The organism is Vibrio sp. FE10 (assembly GCF_030297155.1).
Taxonomy (GTDB): Bacteria; Pseudomonadota; Gammaproteobacteria; order Enterobacterales; family Vibrionaceae; genus Vibrio; species Vibrio apostichopi.
In genome coordinates this window covers 564,915-582,693 of the sequence record NZ_AP028068.1, presented here as the reverse complement: position 1 = coordinate 582,693, position 17,779 = coordinate 564,915, and the positions used below count along the sequence as shown (strand labels likewise).

Sequence of the window (17,779 nt, the reverse complement as noted above, 5' to 3'; positions counted from 1 at the left end):
AAGGATAGAACATGAAATTTAAGACCTTAGCGCTTTCATGCGCGGTTGCTTTAGGATTAGGTACAACAGCTGCGAACGCAGCCGACAAAGAAATTCGTTTCGACGGTTTCCCTGATTTCGATAGCAGCCTGAAGGTATTACTGCCTGATTTCGAAAAGGAAACGGGTATCAAAGTTGACTACCTAATGAACAACCATGGTGACCACCACACGAAACTGACGACGAACCTTGCAACGGGCTCTGGTGCGGGTGATGTGATTGTTGTGGATGTCGAGAAAATTGGTCCATTCGTGGGTTCTGGCGGCCTAGTTAACCTGTCTGAAAACTACGGTGCAGATAAGTACGAAGAACGATTTGCACCTTACGCGTGGGCACAAGGCAAAGGCGCTGATGGCAACATGTACGGTATTCCTGTGGATCTAGGTCCTGGTGTTATGTACTACCGCACTGATGTATTTGAAAAAGCGGGCATTGATGTAGAAGAAGCAATCAAAGATTGGGATTCATACATCGCCGCTGGTGAAAAACTGAAAGAGCAAAACGTCCAACTTATCGCTTCAGCAGCTGACGTTGCACAAGCGATTATCTTCACCACTGTTCCTGAAGGTGAAGGTCTTTACTTCGATAATGATGGCAACCCAGTTGTGACATCAGAGCGTTTTGTTCACGCTTTTGAAGTAGCAAAAGAGATCCGCGACAAAGGCTTAGACGGTCGTATTCTGGCTTGGTCTAACGAATGGTACGAAGGCTTCCGCAACGGCACATTTGCAACTCAACTTTCTGGCGCTTGGCTACTTGGTCACCTAAACAACTGGATTGCTCCTGAAACCAAAGGTAAGTGGGCAGTAGAAAACCTACCTGATGGTATCTACGGCAGCTGGGGCGGTTCATTCCTATCTATCCCAACTCAATCAGACAACCCAGATGAAGCTTGGGCTCTTATCGAATACATGACGACTGACCGTGACGTACAGCTTAAGCACTTCGAAACGATTGCCGCTTTCCCTGCGAACGTAACCACGTATGACGATGAGTTGTTCCAAGAAGAGATGGAGTTCCTAGGTGGACAGAAAGCCCGTCTTCTATTTGCTGAAGTTGCGCAAAACATCAAGCCAGTCTCTCCGGCTCAAGGCGACCACGTTGCACGTTCTATTATTCTAGAGAACGCATTGATGGAAGTACTTGATGAAGGCAAAGACATCAAGATTGCGCTTGAAGAGGCAGAGCGTCTAATCAAGCGTCGTACGCGTAATCTTTAATTTGTTATTACTTTAAGTAAGTGAGGAAGCGTGGAGACCGCGCTTCCTTTTTCTAAGAGGTCGTTACTATGAATCATGCAGCGAGCACAACGATAGAACCTTCGGAACCAAGCCTTTTTTCTCGTCTAAATTTGAAAGCGCTTACACCGTATGGATTTCTTCTACCGTTTCTGATCATTTTCTCTGTATTTGGGGTCTTCCCGCTGTTGTTCTCTGTTTACCTGTCGTTCCATGAGTGGAACCCGGTAAAGGGCATGGATGCAATGCAGTTCGTTGGTTTTGAGAACTATCACATTGCCTTGACTGACCCATGGCTATGGCGTTCGTTGAAGAACACGCTTTGGCTAGCTGTTACATCGGGTGTGGCTCAACACCTAGTCGCTATTCCAGTGGCTTACATGTTGGTATCAATGGGTGACCGTATGCGTCACTGGCTAACATCGGCTTACTTCTTACCGTTTATTACTTCAACGGTCGCAGCGTCACTGATTTTCTTCAATATGTATTCTCCTAACTCAGGAATTATTAACCAAACGTTGATGGCACTGGCTGATAGCACGTTGTTTGGTTGGGCATTCGCTTGGGTAAATGATTTTCAACCAATCCGTTGGTTAGACGATGCCACTATGGTGAAGCCGTCTATCGCAATCATGGTTTTCTGGAAATACACCGGCTTTAACATCGTTCTTTACACCACAGGTTTAATGACGATTCCTAAAGACATTTTAGAAGCTGCACGTATGGATGGTGCGAATGCCTTCCGCCGCTTCTGGAACATTTCACTACCAATGATTCGTCCATTCATCTTCTTTGCTATCACGATGACCATCATCGGTAACCTGCAGATGTTTGAAGAACCGTTTGTACTCACGCGCGGTACTGGTGGTACTGGCCAGTCTGGTTTAACTATCTCGATGTACCTCTACAAAGTGGGTTGGGAATGGCTAGAAATGGGCACAGCGTCAGCTATCTCATGGTTACTGTTTGCACTCATCGCGACTTGTACATTGGTTCAATTTTTACTCTTCGGTAAGAAAGGCTTAGGGGAACATTAAGATGTCGACATCAATTAAGACAAATACCTCACCACTAAGTGGACTGATGCCAAGCGAACGCAGCATGTACATTCTGACTAAGATCTTGATGGTCATGCTAGGTATCTTACTGGTTGTTTCAGCGCTAATTACAGTCTTTCCATTTGTATGGTCGGCACTGCTATCAACTCGTGACCGTTCTGAAATTTTCGGTACGGGCATTAGCTTCGCAATTGGCGATAGCTTGGCGATTAACTACGCAAAACTGCTTGAAATCATGCCGTTTTGGAAAGCGATGTTTAACTCGATTTACGTGGCTTTCTTAGGCACCACCATCTCGCTGCTGTTTTGTAGCATGGGTGGTTACGCGTTTGCTGTGTTTAAGTTCCGCGGTAAGAACGTGTTGTTCGGCATGCTGGTTGGTTCAATGGCGATTCCGCCTGTGCTTAGCTTGATCCCTTACTTCATGATCGTGAAATTCCTAGGCTTGCTGGATAACCACATGGCGGTATGGCTACCATTCACCACCACACCGTTTGGTATCTTTTTGATGCGTCAGCACGTGATTGCATCGATTCCAAAAGAGCTACTTGAAGCAGCGAAATTGGATGGTGCGGGTGAGTTCAGAACGTACTGGAGTGTGGTACTGCCACTTATGAAGCCTGCACTCGCAACACTGGCTATCGTTCAGTTCGTTTTCTTCTGGAACATGTTTATGCAGCCTCTCGTGGTGCTAAACAATCCAGATAACTATGTGATTACACAAGCACTACGAAGTGTTCAAGGCATTCCGAATACGCCATGGGGCGCGGTAATGCTAGGCACCACAATTTCTATTTTACCGCTCGTGATTACTTACTTGTTCGCATCGAAACAGATGATCAGTGGTTTAACGTCCGGCGCAGTTAAAGGTTAGGTTTAAGGGTTATAACAATGAATAAATATCAACTTCCAAGTGATTCAAAGTTACGCAGTAAGGAATTTGTATTCGGTGTCGCGACATCTTCATACCAAATTGAAGGCGGCGTTGAAGAGGGCGGTCGTACACCGTCTATCTGGGACACTTTCTGTAAGAAGCCGGGCAAGGTCGATAACGGCGACAATGGTGATGTGGCGTGTGATCACTACCATTTATGGCAACAAGATATCGAGATGATTCAAGGCTTAGGCGTTGATGCTTACCGTCTCTCTATTGCATGGCCACGTATCCTGCCGCAAGACGGTGTAGTGAATCAGCAAGGCCTAGAGTTTTACGGTCAGATCATCGATGAGTGTCATGCTCGTGGCATGAAGGTGTATGTGACGCTGTATCACTGGGATCTACCGCAATACCTTGAAGATAAAGGCGGCTGGCTAAACCGTGAAACGTCTTACAAATTCGCAGAATACGCAGAAGTGGTGAGCAAATACTTTGGTGACAACATCGACGTGTACACCACGCTCAATGAACCATTTGTGTCTGCATTCCTAGGCTACCGCTGGGGCGAACATGCACCAGGTATCAAGGGTGAAAAAGAGGGCTACCTAGCGTCTCACCACCTAATGTTGGCACACGGTTTGGCAATGCCGATTCTTCGTAACAATGCGCCTCATGCTAAGCATGGTGTGGTATTCAACGCGACGCCAGCTTACCCGCTGACGCCACAAGACCAAGCGGCAGCAGACTACTGCGAAGCCGAGAACTACCACTGGTTCATTGACCCAGTATTAAAAGGCGAGTACCCACAGTTAGTGGTGGAACGCCAAGCGATGAACATGCCGATGATCCTTGAAGGTGACTTAGACATCATCAGTGCTCCAGTCGACTACATCGGTATCAACTACTACACACGCAATGTCGCTCGCTTTAATGAGAACGGCGATATTGAATCGGTGAAACAAACTGACGCTGAACACACTTACATCGGCTGGGAGATCAACCCGCAAGGTTTAACCGATTTATTAGTAAGACTGGATGCTCGTTACGAAAATATGCCACCTATCTACATCACAGAGAACGGTGCTGCAGGTAACGACGAGCGTGTTAACGGACAGGTGATGGACGAGCAACGAGTTCGCTATTTCCAAGGTCATATCGAAGCGGTTCACAACGCGGTTGAAGCGGGTGTGAAAGTCGACGGTTACTTCGCTTGGAGCCTGATGGATAACTTTGAGTGGGCATTCGGTTACTGCCAGCGTTTCGGCATTGTCCATGTTGACTACACCACCCAAGAAAGAACATTGAAACAGAGCGCAATTGCGTACCGAAACATGCTTCAAGAGCGCGCTGAGGAGAACAGATAATGGCTAAAGTAGAATTTAAGAACATCAAAAAATCATTCGGTGATGTTGAAGTCGTCAAAGAGTTTGATTTTACGGTTGAAGACGGTGAGTTCGTGGTTTTCCTTGGCCCATCTGGCTGTGGTAAATCGACAACGCTACGTATGCTTGCTGGCCTTGAAAGCATCAGCTCTGGTGACATCGTGGTTGGCGGCAAGCTGATGAATAAAGTCGATGCTAAAGATCGTGACTTGGCGATGGTATTCCAAAGCTACGCACTGTACCCGCACATGACGGTGTACGAGAACATCGCCTTTGCGCTAAAACTGAAGGGCATGCCAAAAGCAGAAATCGACGTAGAAGTGTTAAAAGCGGCGAAAATGCTAGAGCTTGATCCTTTACTGAACCGTAAGCCGAAAGAGCTTTCTGGTGGTCAGCGTCAGCGTGTGGCAATGGGCCGTGCGATGGTTCGTACGCCTAAGGTTTTCTTGTTTGATGAGCCGTTATCTAACCTAGATGCAAAACTTCGTGGCGTGATGCGTGAAGAGATCAAACATCTACATCGCGAACTAAAAACCACCACGATCTACGTAACCCACGATCAGATCGAAGCGATGACATTAGCGGATCGTATTGTGATCTTGAAAGACGGATATGTTGCTCAAGTCGGCACGCCAACCGAGGTGTTCCAACGTCCTGCAAACAAGTTTGTCGCGCAATTCATTGGTAACCCATCAATGAACATGTTGGAAGCAAAACTGATTGAAAAAGAAGGCGAGTACTTCGTTGAAATCGGCGATGTTCATATCCCACTGCCTGAGCGTTTTAAGTCTCTGGCGTCTAAGAACCTAGCGCTGCATTTTGGTGTTCGTCCAACAGACATTCACCTACGTGCCGAGCAAGTTGACCATGACCGCGTACTGCCATTTCCTGTGAAAATCAAAGACAAGGAACTGCTTGGCGCAAGCATTCTTCTGAAAACAGAAATTGGCGGTCAACCGCTGATGGTTGAAACCCAAGCGGCTGAAGTGGATGTAAAAGATCTGACGCTTTACTTGGATTTGGATGCTTTCCACTTGTTCGATGCACTGAGTGAGAACTCGCTAGCGAGCTAGTCAGTCAATGCAAATCTGCCATTGAGCTGACACCAACCAACTTACGACAAATTGTTTTGGCTCCTCCTGATTTGGGAGGGGCTAGGGATAGTGATGATGAAATTCGGATATTTTGACGATAAAAACAAAGAATACGTAGCAACCACGCCGTGCACACCGATCAAATGGTGTAACTACGTGGGCACATTAGATTTCGGTGGCATTGTAGATAGCAACGGCGGCGTGTTGTTGTGTAAAGGCGATCCGGCACTCAACCGCATTACCAAGTACATTGCTCAACTGCCAAATTCAGACTTCAAAGGCTCGACCATGTACCTCAAGGTACGTGATGAAGCGGGCAACGTAGAAATATTCTCACCTTTCTACACCCCAACCTTGAAGCCGTTGGATAAGTTTGAAAACCACACAGGTTTGTCTTACACCACCATCATTGCAGAAGCCTTTGGTGTGCGTTGTGAAGCGACTTTCTTCGTGCCAAAAGCTGACCAAGTACTGCTACAAGACATCAAAGTCACCAACATTTCAGACAAAGCACTGCACGTTGATGTGGTGCCTGTTTACGAATTCACGCACTTCGATGCGCTCAAACAGCTACTGAATGCGGACTGGGTGCCACAAACCATGACGCTTAAAGCGCATCAGCAAGAGTCGGGTCATACCGTGCTTGAGCAGTACGCCTTTATGAAGCGCGATTATGCGGTGAACCTGATGACAGCGGATCGCCCTGCGACGTCTTTTGATGGTGACCGCCAATCGTTCTTAGGTAATTTGGGCTACGGTACATGGGCAGCGCCAGAAGCACTAAATAATGATGAGCTAGGCAACACCGAGTGTTTGCGTGGCGACAATATTGGTGCGCTTAACCTACGCCTAGGTTGGTTATCTCCAGAGCAGACCGAACGTACGATTGTACAAATCGCACAGGAAGAGAGCCTAGAAGCAGCATTGCCTCTATTGGCTAAATATCGTGACCATCAAGTGGTCGATTCGGCTTTCGCTGAACTGGCTGAACATTGGGATGGTTACCTACAAGCGGTTCAGGTTGAAACGCCAGATCCAGCAATGAACTCGATGCTTAACGTACATAACCCACGTCAGTGTCACACAACCAAAAACTGGTCTCGTTACTTGTCTCTGTATCAGCTTGGCTATGGCGCTCGTGGCATCGGTTTCCGTGATTCTTCGCAAGATACTTTAGGCGTGATTACTCACATGCCAGAAGAAGCGCGCGAGTTCATTGAGCGTCTGTTGTCTGTTCAGAACACTAACGGTTCTGCGATGCATCAGTTCTTCCCATCAACAATGGAAGCGAACGCGGGTGACTCGCGTGAAGAAGAAGATCGCCCTGATTACTACGGCGATGATCACCTGTGGATCATCTATGCGGTGACTCAATATGTGAAAGAAACGGGCAATGCAGACTTCTTGAATAAAGAGATCCCGTTCTATCAAAAAGATAAAGCTGGTAACCCAGTTGAAACTGGAACGGTTTGGAACCACCTGTGCCGCGCGATTGAGTTTACTTACACCAATACTGGTGAGCACGGTCTACCGTTATTGGGTTTCGCTGACTGGAATGACACGGTGAACCTGCCAACGGGTGCTGAATCGATGATGGTGGCGAACATGTACGGCAAAGCATTGCTCGACATGTTGGACTTGTGTGAGCTGCGTGGTGAAGCGCAACTGACGGCTAAGTTTAAAGATCAGTACCAACAGATGCAGAGCACCGTCAATGAATGCGGCTGGGATGGCGAATGGTTTGTTCGTTACTTTGATGAGCAGGGCTTGCCGATTGGTTCTCACAAGAACGAGCAAGGGCAGATCTACACCAACGGTCAAAGTTGGCCTGTAATTTCTGGTTTCGCGACTCAAGAACGTGCAACGCAAGCACTAGATTCGGTTTACAACAAACTGAACACCACCAATGGCATCAAGCTTTCAACTCCGGGTTATAACGGCTTTGATCCTCAGTTAGGTGGCGTATCGACGTACCCACCAGGTGCGAAAGAGAACGGCGGCATCTTCTTGCATTCAAACCCATGGGTGATGATCGCAGAAGCTAAAATGGGCAACGGCGAGCGTGCTTACGAGTACTACCGTCAAATCAACCCGGCTTCTAAGAACGATGACATTGATACCTTTGAATCTGAACCTTACTGCTACCCACAAAACATTCTGGGTGACGAGCACAAACAGTTCGGTTTAGGACGTAATGCGTGGCTTTCTGGTACATCATCTTGGACATATGTGGCGGGTACGCAATGGATTCTAGGTGTTCGCCCTGAAGTGGATGGCTTGCTGGTGGACCCATGCATTCCGGCTGAATGGCCTGAGTTCAAAGTACGTCGTCAGTTCCGTGGTGCGACTTATCATATTCATGTCACTAACCCGAATAACGTGTGTAAAGGTGTGGTTGAAATGAAGGTGAATGGTGACCTAATTTCAGGCAACAAAGCACCGGTATTTACATCGGGTGAGCACACCATCGAGGTGATTTTAGGTTAACAAGAGAAGGGCGCTTTATGCGCCCTTTATTGCTTCTTTAGTTTGATTCTTTCGTTGTAGTTGTTTCGTTAGCAATGCGTTCTCTGGGGGGCTGATTTCGCATTCAGCAGTTGCCTTGCCTTGATTTGGTTTAGTTATTTTGGTTGATAGGTGGCTTGGCATTGCCAAGTAAAGGTTTGAGATTGGTTCGGACTAAGCGTCAATAAGCCAATCTGGTTATTGAATGCATCAGCTGGGCAAGTCATTGGTTCTATTGCAATACTTTGCTCGCTAGTCGGCGTGTACAGCTGAACGAATGGGTAGCTTTCATCTTGTTGATAGCGAATAGCGGCAGACGAATCTGAGCGCGTAAACGTAAGTTGATTGGTTGTCTTGGAATCAAATTCAAAGCAATGATTTAAGCTTTGATTGGTGAGTGAATCGTCCAAAGACAAACGGTCAAAAGCGTGCTTTTCACCATTGGGTAGGTCGTTTTCGTGTATGACCTCAGAGCAAGGCGACATAGCGAGTCCACATTGTGCTAGCTCAGTACCGAGTGAAAAATAAGGGTGCCAAGCATCACCGAAGGGGAAGGCTGAATCACCCAGGTTAGAGACGGTCGTAGAGGAAGTGAGTCTACCCGTGATATCGATAGTGAAGGTCACTTCAAGGTTGAACGCAAACGGGAAAGCAGGATGCAAAGACGACGTTTGATACTGCAACGTCACATTGGCGGATTCTTCAGTGGCTACGCTGTTTGTGATTGAAAAAGGTTGGTTGTAGAGCAGGCCATGTACGGCGTGATCAGACCAAGGAAAATTAGCTGGGAGTTGATGGTTTTGGTTTTCGAAACTGTAACGACCTAAGTTTAAACGGTTTGGAAAAGGGAATAATTTAGCACTGCGGGAAAAGAACGGATGTTGGTTGATCAGTTCATCATAATTCTGATAGCCACAAATAAAAGAGAATGGACTGTTATTTACGGTATATTTATTAATAACAGCACCAAATCCATTGATTATTTGAAGTTCTATACCATGTTGGTGGTTTATTAATGTGACAGAGTCAATATTTCCAAATTTTTCATTTATAATTTTAAACATGTTGATGTCTCCATTTTAAAAAAGATATTAACAAGAAGAAAAAAATATTCAATGGCGGTTTTAAAATGAATAATAAAATTCCATATACGAGTTACTCAGGAAATTCAGAACATCTGTGTAAAAAAGGTGATGCAGTTGAATTTATTCAACCTTGGTACACGCCAATTTCTACCACACCAGAAAATACCGGTATGGCGGTGGGCGGAATTGGCAACACATTTACACTGACGCCAAACGGCAATACACCAAACTTCAGCTTTATTCCGGGAATATTCGTCGATTGTTCAGAGCAAGTTATTAATTTTAATGATTTTTATGCATCTGTGATGAATGTGCCAACTATCGATACGCTGCAAGTTCTTAGCGAAGAAGAGTTGAGTGTTCACCTGAATTTTTATCCTGCTTTGTTTGATGGCAACAAGATTGAAAGCAAAAACGTATCGAATGCGATCAACCTGATTCGAGCTGCGTTAACAAATGGTCGCTTCTACCAAGAAAATAAATCTAACTTTACAAAATGGAACGTTGAATTTTCAAATAAGACTCAATTATTGATTGAAGAAGATTCAGGTTCAACTATTTGTCAATTATATGTAGCCTTAGATTTCTTTAATGGTTTATTAATAAATGACACAACGAGATTATTATCACTTACTGCGGGTGATAATAATGATATGGATAATATCAATGGCCGTGATATAGATAGTGTTAATGGCAGTGATATAGAATATCAAGCTTTGTATCCATTGGCTGAATATAAATATAGTAGCTTCGAAGATATTAATATAAAGCGTAAGGTCGTCTCTCCGATCGTTAAAGAGAACAAACGTCTTTGTTCTTTACCGATGCACTGGAATCACTTCGAATTAACCAATAATTCATCGCACACACGCGTGATTACGCTTGCTCAGCCTCTACAAAACTTAATTGGCTCAACCTACCAAAAAGGTCGCGATGGCATTCAAGATTCGGCTTGTACCTTGTCTCAAAATCCAATCGCTCAGCAGCATGAAGTGGTCAACTTAAAAGGTGAAAGTCACAGTTTTACGGGTGTTCAGCTCTCTAGCCAGTCGCCTTATCAAAGCGACATTGAAGGCGAAGTGGCATTTGGTGTTCAAGCGGATAACCATTTGACTGAATCTGGTAAGGTCTCGATTTCTGTCAAGCCAACGCTTTATACATCTAAGACAGCTCAGCAAACAGAATTCGCACTCAAAACAGGCCGTACTAACACTGAGTTCCAAACCGGTATCTATACAGGACGTGAAGCACTGAGCGCATTGGTGGTGGTTCAGGTTGAATTGGAAGCGGGTGAGTCTGTTGATCTGCGTTTTGCACAGGTGATGGCGCACAGCAAAGTCATGCTTAATGGCTGGCATTCAGATAAAGCGTACACGCAATTCTACCCGCAAACGAAACCGGCTTTGCCGATGTTAGAAGAGGTATTGCCACAGCTAGAAGCGATTGAGCATCAGATCGTGAAGCAACAAACGGCTTTCCTAGAGCAAGCTCAAAGCAAGATATCCCAGCCTGATTCTGCACTGCGCTATGCGACGATGGCGATGAATTCATTGTCGTTCTTAGCCGAATCAACGGTATGGGATAAGGAAGATAAGTTTTTGGTGAAAGAGTGTGTCGACTACCCATTCTTTAACTCTCTTGATGTGTACTTCTACGGCTCATTCTCGCTGCTTTATTTGCTGCCTGAGCTTGATGGCTGCGTGATGAAAGAATTCTCGAAAGCCATTTTGGCGGAAGACTTTACCGAGCGCCGATACTGGGAATACGAAGCGACGCCTAATGCCGAATTGATTGATGACAAGTACCAAGGTGTGCGTGCCATTCGAGGTGCGGTAATCCACGACTTAGGCAGCCCATTCGACATCCAGCCCGATGCTTATAGCTGGCACAACGTGAAAGAGTGGAAGGACTTAGCGCCGAAATACATTCTGATGGTGTACCGCCACTACCAAAACACCCAAGATATCTCTGTGGTTAAAGAGTGCTGGCAAGCAGTAACTGAAAGCATCGATTTCTTATCGAATTTGATCGCTGAAGGTGACGATTTACCACTAACCCGAGGTACAGACGATACCTTTGATAACCTCGCTTCTCATGGCATCTCAATTTACTGTGCGAGCCTTTGGGTTGCTGGCCTGCAAGCGGCGAGTGAACTTGCACAATTGATGGGTGAAAGCGAGCGAGCTACCGGTTACTTAACGCGTTCTAAAAAGGCGTTGGCAACGGTTGAACAAAGTTTGTGGGATGACAAAGAGGGTTACTACCACTTCTTCGTGACGCCAGTTCAAGCCAAGCATCTAACCGGTGCGGGCTACCAAGCACTGGAAACCTTAGGCCTGACTTTGACGGGTGATGCGATTGCTGACAAGAACACGCTCAATGCCTATTTAAATGAAACGGATACCTCTATCAACATCAGTAAGGCATCTCAAAGAGTCTCTAAGAAACGCTTGCTGAGTGAGACTGCGCCTCAAGCCTTTACACAAGAATACTTAGACTTAGTGCCTGATTCCGATAACAGTTTTGGTGATGCCTTGCTGGCCGACAGCTACTTAAAGCTTATCGGCTTGGATGGTATCTTCCCACAACAGAACATCCAGCGCGCACTGGACTATGTTTATAAGCACAACTTTGAAATTAATAGTCCCAAGTTGGGTGTTGCGAATATGACGCTAGCCGACGGTTCACCACATGAAGCATTCCAGGCTCAAGATGTGTGGATTGGTGTTCAGTTTAGTGTGGCGACGGCGTTGAACTTAGCGGGGAAATCGCAACAAGCAGAAACATTGATGGATACCGTGTATACCGCGCTCTATGACTATTCGAAAATTCCATTTGCAGCACCAGAGGGGTTCAATTGCTCTGTGTCTGTCAATGAGAAAGATCTTATAGAAGTATTTAAAGTGTCGCAAAATGATGCGAAAAACTGGCTAAGTGTACTTAAATGTCAAAAGTGTGTGCTGTCTGACGGTCGTATCAACCCAACATTAACGAAAGATACTGACAATTTTGTTAAAATGATGGGCGGTGAAATTCCGCTAGAAAAGCTGGCAGGCTTACACAAATGGCTATTGAGTACTGGCTTGAAATATACGGCTGGCCGCTACTTTAGACCGGGGATGATCTTCGCCTACTTGTATTAACTTAATGACACGATTTTCAACGAAAGCAGTGGTATGCAGGTTGAAATTGACGGGGAGCTTAAAGCTCCCCGAATGTCACTTGATTAGGGTATCGAGATGCGCACTAAAACAAAAAAAACAACAGTATACGATGTAGCAAGATTGGCTGGTGTTTCTCCCAGTACCGTGTCTCGCTTCCTTAATCGAACCACTTATGTGTCGGACGATAAAAGCCAAAACATTGAGCAAGCTATTAAAGACACGGGCTACAAACCTAACTTCCAAATGCAAGAAAACACCAACCGACGCTCGCTAACTATTGGTGTCTTGGTGCAACACCCTGACAGCCCTTACACCAGTCGTATTCTCAACGACATGGAGAAAACTCTGATCGCGCAAGGCTATTCGTTAGTGATCGCGACAGGGCATTGGCAGAAAAAGTTAGAAATGCACGCGTTGGAGTATCTAGCAAAAAGTAACGTGGATGGCATGATCATCGTGACAGGAAGCATTACTCAGGAAGAGATTGCAAAGTATGCACAAGACATTCCTATCGTGATGGTTGGCTACGATTTTGTTGAGAATAACGTCCGCGCCATCAATATTGATAACGTGTTGGGTGGTTACATGGCAACCCTACATTTACTGCAACAAGGACATGTGAACATTGCTCATATTAAAGGGCTATCAAGCCAACCTGATGCGGGTAATCGCTTTGAGGGCTACAAGAAAGCACTTCAAGAGGCGGGTATTAAAGTGATGCCAAAACTCGTCAAGCAGGGTGATTTCAGTAGTGAATCTGGTTACGAGAAAACGGTCGAGTTGATTGAATCTAAGGTTCACTTCTCTGCTTTGTTTGCTGCTAATGACCAAACCGCTTACGGCGCGATTAAGGCGTTGCATGACCATGGTTATAAAGTACCAGAAGACGTGTCGGTGATTGGCTTTGATGACTTGCCAACGTCTAAGTATTTTACGCCAGCATTAACGACCTTAAGACAGCCGATTGAAGAGATTGGTGAGGTGTGTGCTCAGTCTATCTTGAACCTTTTAACGGGTGAAAGGCATGAAGCAAGGTTGCCTCCGATTGACTTGATAGTGAGAGAGTCAACCAAGTCCCTGTACCGTTAATTTCAAGACAAGCATCAAGGTGGTGCGCCCATGATGATTCGTATTGATGTCAATGCGAACCATGGTGCTGGAATGCCGCTGAGTAAAGCTATCGATCTAACTGCTTATATTTGCGCGTTCACATTGTTCAATATGGGGCAGGTAAGCTAAAACATTTCTGCCCCAGAATCAGCTAGACCAAATACTCTACAAGATCTGTGTCGTTCATTTTACTCTACAAAAAGTTATCCAATATAATGCAACTCAACGCGATTTGGCCTTCATTATGATTATTTGACATGTCAGGTTGCCTATTTAACTGGTTAAATCATAAGATCCTCTTGTTGAGGATAATAAACCACTGAAAATATTGTTAATATCCTTTTTATTTATCAGTGAAGTCGACTCCCATGAGATATGAATCCGCTCCTGTAGCTCCAGAAGAAAGACAAGAAACCACAACAGAACGTGCAGTACGTCAGCACCGAGAACGTCAGGAAGAGCTGAGATCTACCGCGAGCGATGAGAAACGATGGGCTGAAAATAGAGAGCGTGTTCTTGCTGAACGCAAGGCTGCCCAACAAGCTTATGACCTAACAGATGATTGGAACAAAAATAAAACTATTGATGGTCGTAGCCGAGAAAAACAGGAAACCAATGCCACGGAAGCCACGACAGAACAGAGAAACCATATTCACGTGGGCGAAGAACGTGAGTTTCCTGATGCAATTCTTTCACCGATGCCTGCATCAAGAAAGGAGCTGATCGAGGCGACCGGAACACGTATGTTGCCGTCAGACCTGCTAGGTTCTAGCTTTAATAACCAATGTGTCAGCGCAGAGCTCGTTGCTCATCAGATGATATCTCTCAGCCCTGCGACTAAGAGAGAAGTAGAAGAAAGTGGTGAGCTTGTTTTCAGTGGCATGCAATACAAACACGCTCATGGAACAGTAGGCACTATTGAAGTCATTGATACATTCGCGGGTCAACAACCCGATAAAAAAACATCACAGATGGCCTACTGGGTCGCGCAAGGCAAATATCTCGATATACCTAAACACCCTGACCCTCATCGCGATCATTTGTATGTTTTCACACCAAACTTCAGCGGTTGCTCTTTCGTTGTTGATGATTGGAGTGATGATCTAATCAGGGTGTATCACGTGGAAGGCAGCAAAGAAGATAAGCAATACAATGACGTGAAAGACCATCGCAACGGATTAATCAATTACATGAGTTTTCGCGACTACGGCTTCTACCAAAAAGGGAACACCACCATCAAGAGTGTGAATGGCTTTGCGTTTATGCGCTACAACATTCAAGCTCGTCATTGGGAAATTCATTATCAAAAGCAAGAGCATGCACCTGCACTTGGGCGACCAACTACTTCGGCTAAAACACTATTCTCTTCAGAAAAACATTCTGTAAAAGTCATGGTTTCGAAGGAATCTTGCGTGATTGAAACTGGAACCATCGCAATAAAACGCTGAGGCTGAAGTAATAGAACATAAGTGGTTGTTGCCCCATTCCTTGTTTCGACCGATTTAACACACAGATATCACCAAAGCCTCATTTGACTTATTTTTTCTAATCTAACTGCGTGACCAAACTCAGTGTGCCACTACATTTCTATGGGGTTTAATCTGCTATCGATTTTTGCAAATCATTGGGTACAAAATCACAGAGTGAATATCTGAAAATCAGTTCGCTTGTATTTCTTCATAACTTTGTGACATATATGAACCGTCTGTTGCCACTATCCAGTCTCAATAGATTCTGGATAGTGGCTGGTTACCCTTTACCGAAATGACCACTCAGTGATCGCAAAGTCCATGATTTTGTTATGCCGTTTATCTATTGCTTCACAATCCCACACTGGGTTCTCGCTATCTTTAACGAAAGAAGCAATCTCAGCCTGTTGGTTGAGAATGGGGTTCTTTCTGTAAGACATTAACTTATCGGCAAATGGTTTGTTTCCGATGGACGCATTGTGCGACCCTGATATGAGCATTAGGTTACCAAGACAATTGAGGTATTCAGAGCTAAAATCTTCGGAATATTCACCCTGCTCATTGAGTTCATATCCTGTTTCGAGAGGACTTCCATCAGTAGGCGTACGTGGTGCTATATGTTCAATTTGTTGGTTAGTAATCTTGAACCCTTCGACTGAATATCCCGCTCTCTGAAGATAACTCTCGTAGCTCCAAAGCAGGTAGCTTAGTACATTATTTCCGTACATCCCGCCATGTAGATAGTTCTTCGTATTTGTATCACTCCAATACCATGTATCGTTGAGCTTACTTGTTATTTTTTCTGATAAGACAACATTGTTACCATCGTAGGAGAGCAGAATTTCATTGAGACGCTCTTGGATATTTGCCCGACTATTGATGAGCTTAGCCCTAAAGGTTATCACTTCAAGAATGCGGAAAAGAGTTGGGAGATCTGAAGAGTTATAACGGTAGCCCTTAATAATGAATGGGTAAATGTATGCGGGGATCCCAAGTTTAAACAGCCTTTTCGCATACAGACTCTCTTCATGTTGTAACTTATCTATGGCCACGAATGAATCGTTTAAACTTCGAACGTACTCTTTTATCCAGGTAACTTTGTCATCTTTGTTACGGAAAGCTTCCTTCAAGTCATCCAAAGTGCGGTAGGCGTACCCCTTGATATACGCATTGTTGTGGTAAATCAGCACACTATCTTCATTGATCCGCTCTATGTTGTTGATTACCTGATAAATGCGTTTAAATATGTTCGATACAAATTCGATATTGTTATCAACATCGTCAGCAGGGCTATTTACATACATCTGATACATGAAATACGATTTGACCTTTTCCATATTGGTCAATTCTTTGCCTCGATTATTTTCCAGTTCAAACATCAAAGCCGCATCCTTCTTACCCTCCAACTCGATGATGGTAAGGTCGGTGTTTTCAAGCTTCTCTTGGATACTGACAAGGCGTGCGGTATCAAGCTTAGAGAGTTGTTTAGTGAAGTATGCTTTCGCTTCAAGTAGTTTCTTTTGTGATGGAGAATAGGCATCAAACTGATCGTGATTTTCAACAATTAGGCAGTCATAACAACTTCGATCATATTCAACTGGGCGGAGTTTAATATTTTTATCTCTGATGAAAGCTTCTTCAGTGTCATCAATGTCAAAATCATGCTCTGACAGGTCATTTCGTGTCTTTAATACATTGAGTAGAGAGCGAACAAATATAGTAATGGTCGTGACCCTTTGCTGGCCGTCAATGATTTCGTATAACTTGTTCTTTTCAACGCATTCAAGAAGAATATTCCCGAAAAAATAGTTGTTTTCCCCATCTACTTGCTCATAAAGATCTGACAAGAATTCATGCCAGTTGTTCTCTCCCCAAGCATAAGCCCGCTGGTATACAGGGATCTCGTAACTAACCTTGGAGGGCTCAAAGAAAGCCAATACTGTGGTTTGATTAAAGTTCATTTTACTCCCATCACTAAACATCACAAAGTGTTTAATATCAATAGGTTAATCATAGCAGATGCAGTAAAAGGAAACAGTGAATAATGCAGTATTTTTGATTCATTACATTAGAACCCATATTTGGGCTTGTAGTGGTTCACTAAAACTGGCCACTGATATAGAGTTTTCCCATATTTTTATTTATGCGAACAAGGCAGACACTAATGGCATTCGTAACTCATAATTGCCCCAAAGTGAGCCAGAGATGGATTGAACTCAGTTTCAAACCCTGCAACTTGCCTTATTTTTCCTCATGTCTAGAATTCCAACAATGTAGCTAGATATTTTAATCCACAACAGACTAACCTTTAATCACACTTACGCACGAATATGTTGTTCAACCACTTCTAATTCATTGAATAAAATAGAAATAAAAGGAATTTTTGATTGATGACGAGCCTTGGGACGGAAGCAATATGTGCTTGCACGGTTTTCAACTAGAAATTAGAACCAAACTGAATTATATGCATAATTTTCAGTTGGCTAGGTAAGGGCGAGATCGAACTTTAGTTGAGGTTACATTTACTATAGGCAAGGCTTGTGGATAAGTGCTGATTTTTGGTTCATCGTGGCTTTCCCCTCAAAGCCGAGATGAGCCTTTTTTCAATAATCTAGCGTGTGAAAGTATTTAACAGGTCGATGCAACATCATTTTACATCACATATATTAATAAAAATGATGACACTTACATTTTTAAATGTGATGTATGTCTCCACTCATCTTTTGATTACTTTCTAAGCTTAGTTGATTTTTTATCT

11 protein-coding genes are annotated in these 17,779 nt (G+C 44.4%); 9 read left to right on the top strand and 2 right to left on the bottom strand.

Going from position 1 to position 17,779, the window contains the following annotated elements; genetic code table 11:
- Positions 1–11: 11 nt before the first annotated feature.
- The 6 genes from QUF19_RS19640 (at position 12) to QUF19_RS19615 (ending at position 8,175) form a co-directional block, all read left to right on the top strand.
- On the top strand, positions 12–1,259 hold the full coding sequence (locus tag QUF19_RS19640) for an ABC transporter substrate-binding protein (protein WP_286302490.1): 1,248 nt from the start codon (positions 12–14) through the stop codon (positions 1,257–1,259).
- A 68-nt stretch (positions 1,260–1,327) separates the two neighbouring features.
- The gene (locus tag QUF19_RS19635; RefSeq protein WP_102436213.1) at positions 1,328–2,314 is read left to right on the top strand and encodes a carbohydrate ABC transporter permease; all 987 of its coding nucleotides are present in this window, start codon (positions 1,328–1,330) and stop codon (positions 2,312–2,314) included.
- 46 nt (positions 2,315–2,360) lie between these two features.
- Positions 2,361–3,209, top strand: a complete 849-nt coding sequence (locus QUF19_RS19630; RefSeq protein WP_017077012.1) for a carbohydrate ABC transporter permease — start codon at positions 2,361–2,363, stop codon at positions 3,207–3,209.
- 17 nt (positions 3,210–3,226) lie between these two features.
- Entirely contained in the window at positions 3,227–4,576 is a 1,350-nt protein-coding gene (locus QUF19_RS19625) for a GH1 family beta-glucosidase (protein WP_286302488.1), read from the top strand.
- Positions 4,576–5,667: an ABC transporter ATP-binding protein gene (locus QUF19_RS19620; protein ID WP_009846155.1), complete on the top strand. Its 1,092-nt coding sequence runs from the start codon at positions 4,576–4,578 to the stop codon at positions 5,665–5,667. The genes QUF19_RS19625 and QUF19_RS19620 overlap by 1 nt, the downstream gene beginning before the upstream one ends.
- 93 nt (positions 5,668–5,760) lie before the next feature.
- Positions 5,761–8,175 carry a glycoside hydrolase family 94 protein gene (locus QUF19_RS19615; RefSeq protein ID WP_286302481.1) on the top strand — a complete coding sequence of 805 codons (2,415 nt, stop codon included), beginning with the start codon at positions 5,761–5,763 and terminating at the stop codon, positions 8,173–8,175.
- A gap of 134 nt (positions 8,176–8,309) precedes the next feature.
- Here the strand turns inward: QUF19_RS19615 and QUF19_RS19610 are convergent, their stop codons facing one another.
- Positions 8,310–9,257 carry an aldose 1-epimerase gene (locus QUF19_RS19610; protein WP_286302479.1) on the bottom strand — a complete coding sequence of 316 codons (948 nt, stop codon included), beginning with the start codon at positions 9,255–9,257 and terminating at the stop codon, positions 8,310–8,312.
- Between the two features lie 65 nt (positions 9,258–9,322).
- On the opposite strand from QUF19_RS19610, the gene QUF19_RS19605 reads away from it, so the two are divergent.
- From QUF19_RS19605 to QUF19_RS19595, 3 genes are all read left to right on the top strand, one after another.
- The gene (locus QUF19_RS19605) at positions 9,323–12,421 is read left to right on the top strand and encodes a GH116 family glycosyl hydrolase (RefSeq protein ID WP_286302477.1); all 3,099 of its coding nucleotides are present in this window, start codon (positions 9,323–9,325) and stop codon (positions 12,419–12,421) included.
- A gap of 96 nt (positions 12,422–12,517) precedes the next feature.
- Positions 12,518–13,531, top strand: a complete 1,014-nt coding sequence (locus QUF19_RS19600) for a LacI family DNA-binding transcriptional regulator (protein WP_102436223.1) — start codon at positions 12,518–12,520, stop codon at positions 13,529–13,531.
- A gap of 389 nt (positions 13,532–13,920) precedes the next feature.
- Positions 13,921–15,000: a cytotoxin gene (locus tag QUF19_RS19595; RefSeq protein WP_286302473.1), complete on the top strand. Its 1,080-nt coding sequence runs from the start codon at positions 13,921–13,923 to the stop codon at positions 14,998–15,000.
- Between the two features lie 308 nt (positions 15,001–15,308).
- On the opposite strand, the gene QUF19_RS19590 is transcribed toward QUF19_RS19595, so the two are convergent.
- The gene (locus tag QUF19_RS19590; protein WP_286302471.1) at positions 15,309–16,982 is read right to left on the bottom strand and encodes a DUF262 domain-containing protein; all 1,674 of its coding nucleotides are present in this window, start codon (positions 16,980–16,982) and stop codon (positions 15,309–15,311) included.
- Between the last annotated feature and the right edge of the window lie 797 nt (positions 16,983–17,779).

What these genes read in the sequence shown, in the direction of transcription:
- QUF19_RS19640 (WP_286302490.1), top strand. Translation starts at nt 12, where the DNA reads ATGAAATTTAAGACCTTAGCGCTTTCATGCGCGGTTGCTTTAGGATTA.
- QUF19_RS19635 (WP_102436213.1), top strand. Translation starts at nt 1,328, where the DNA reads ATGAATCATGCAGCGAGCACAACGATAGAACCTTCGGAACCAAGCCTT.
- QUF19_RS19630 (WP_017077012.1), top strand. Translation starts at nt 2,361, where the DNA reads ATGCCAAGCGAACGCAGCATGTACATTCTGACTAAGATCTTGATGGTC.
- QUF19_RS19625 (WP_286302488.1), top strand. Translation starts at nt 3,227, where the DNA reads ATGAATAAATATCAACTTCCAAGTGATTCAAAGTTACGCAGTAAGGAA.
- QUF19_RS19620 (WP_009846155.1), top strand. Translation starts at nt 4,576, where the DNA reads ATGGCTAAAGTAGAATTTAAGAACATCAAAAAATCATTCGGTGATGTT.
- QUF19_RS19615 (WP_286302481.1), top strand. Translation starts at nt 5,761, where the DNA reads ATGATGAAATTCGGATATTTTGACGATAAAAACAAAGAATACGTAGCA.
- QUF19_RS19610 (WP_286302479.1), bottom strand. Translation starts at nt 9,257, where the DNA reads ATGTTTAAAATTATAAATGAAAAATTTGGAAATATTGACTCTGTCACA.
- QUF19_RS19605 (WP_286302477.1), top strand. Translation starts at nt 9,323, where the DNA reads ATGAATAATAAAATTCCATATACGAGTTACTCAGGAAATTCAGAACAT.
- QUF19_RS19600 (WP_102436223.1), top strand. Translation starts at nt 12,518, where the DNA reads ATGCGCACTAAAACAAAAAAAACAACAGTATACGATGTAGCAAGATTG.
- QUF19_RS19595 (WP_286302473.1), top strand. Translation starts at nt 13,921, where the DNA reads ATGAGATATGAATCCGCTCCTGTAGCTCCAGAAGAAAGACAAGAAACC.
- QUF19_RS19590 (WP_286302471.1), bottom strand. Translation starts at nt 16,982, where the DNA reads ATGAACTTTAATCAAACCACAGTATTGGCTTTCTTTGAGCCCTCCAAG.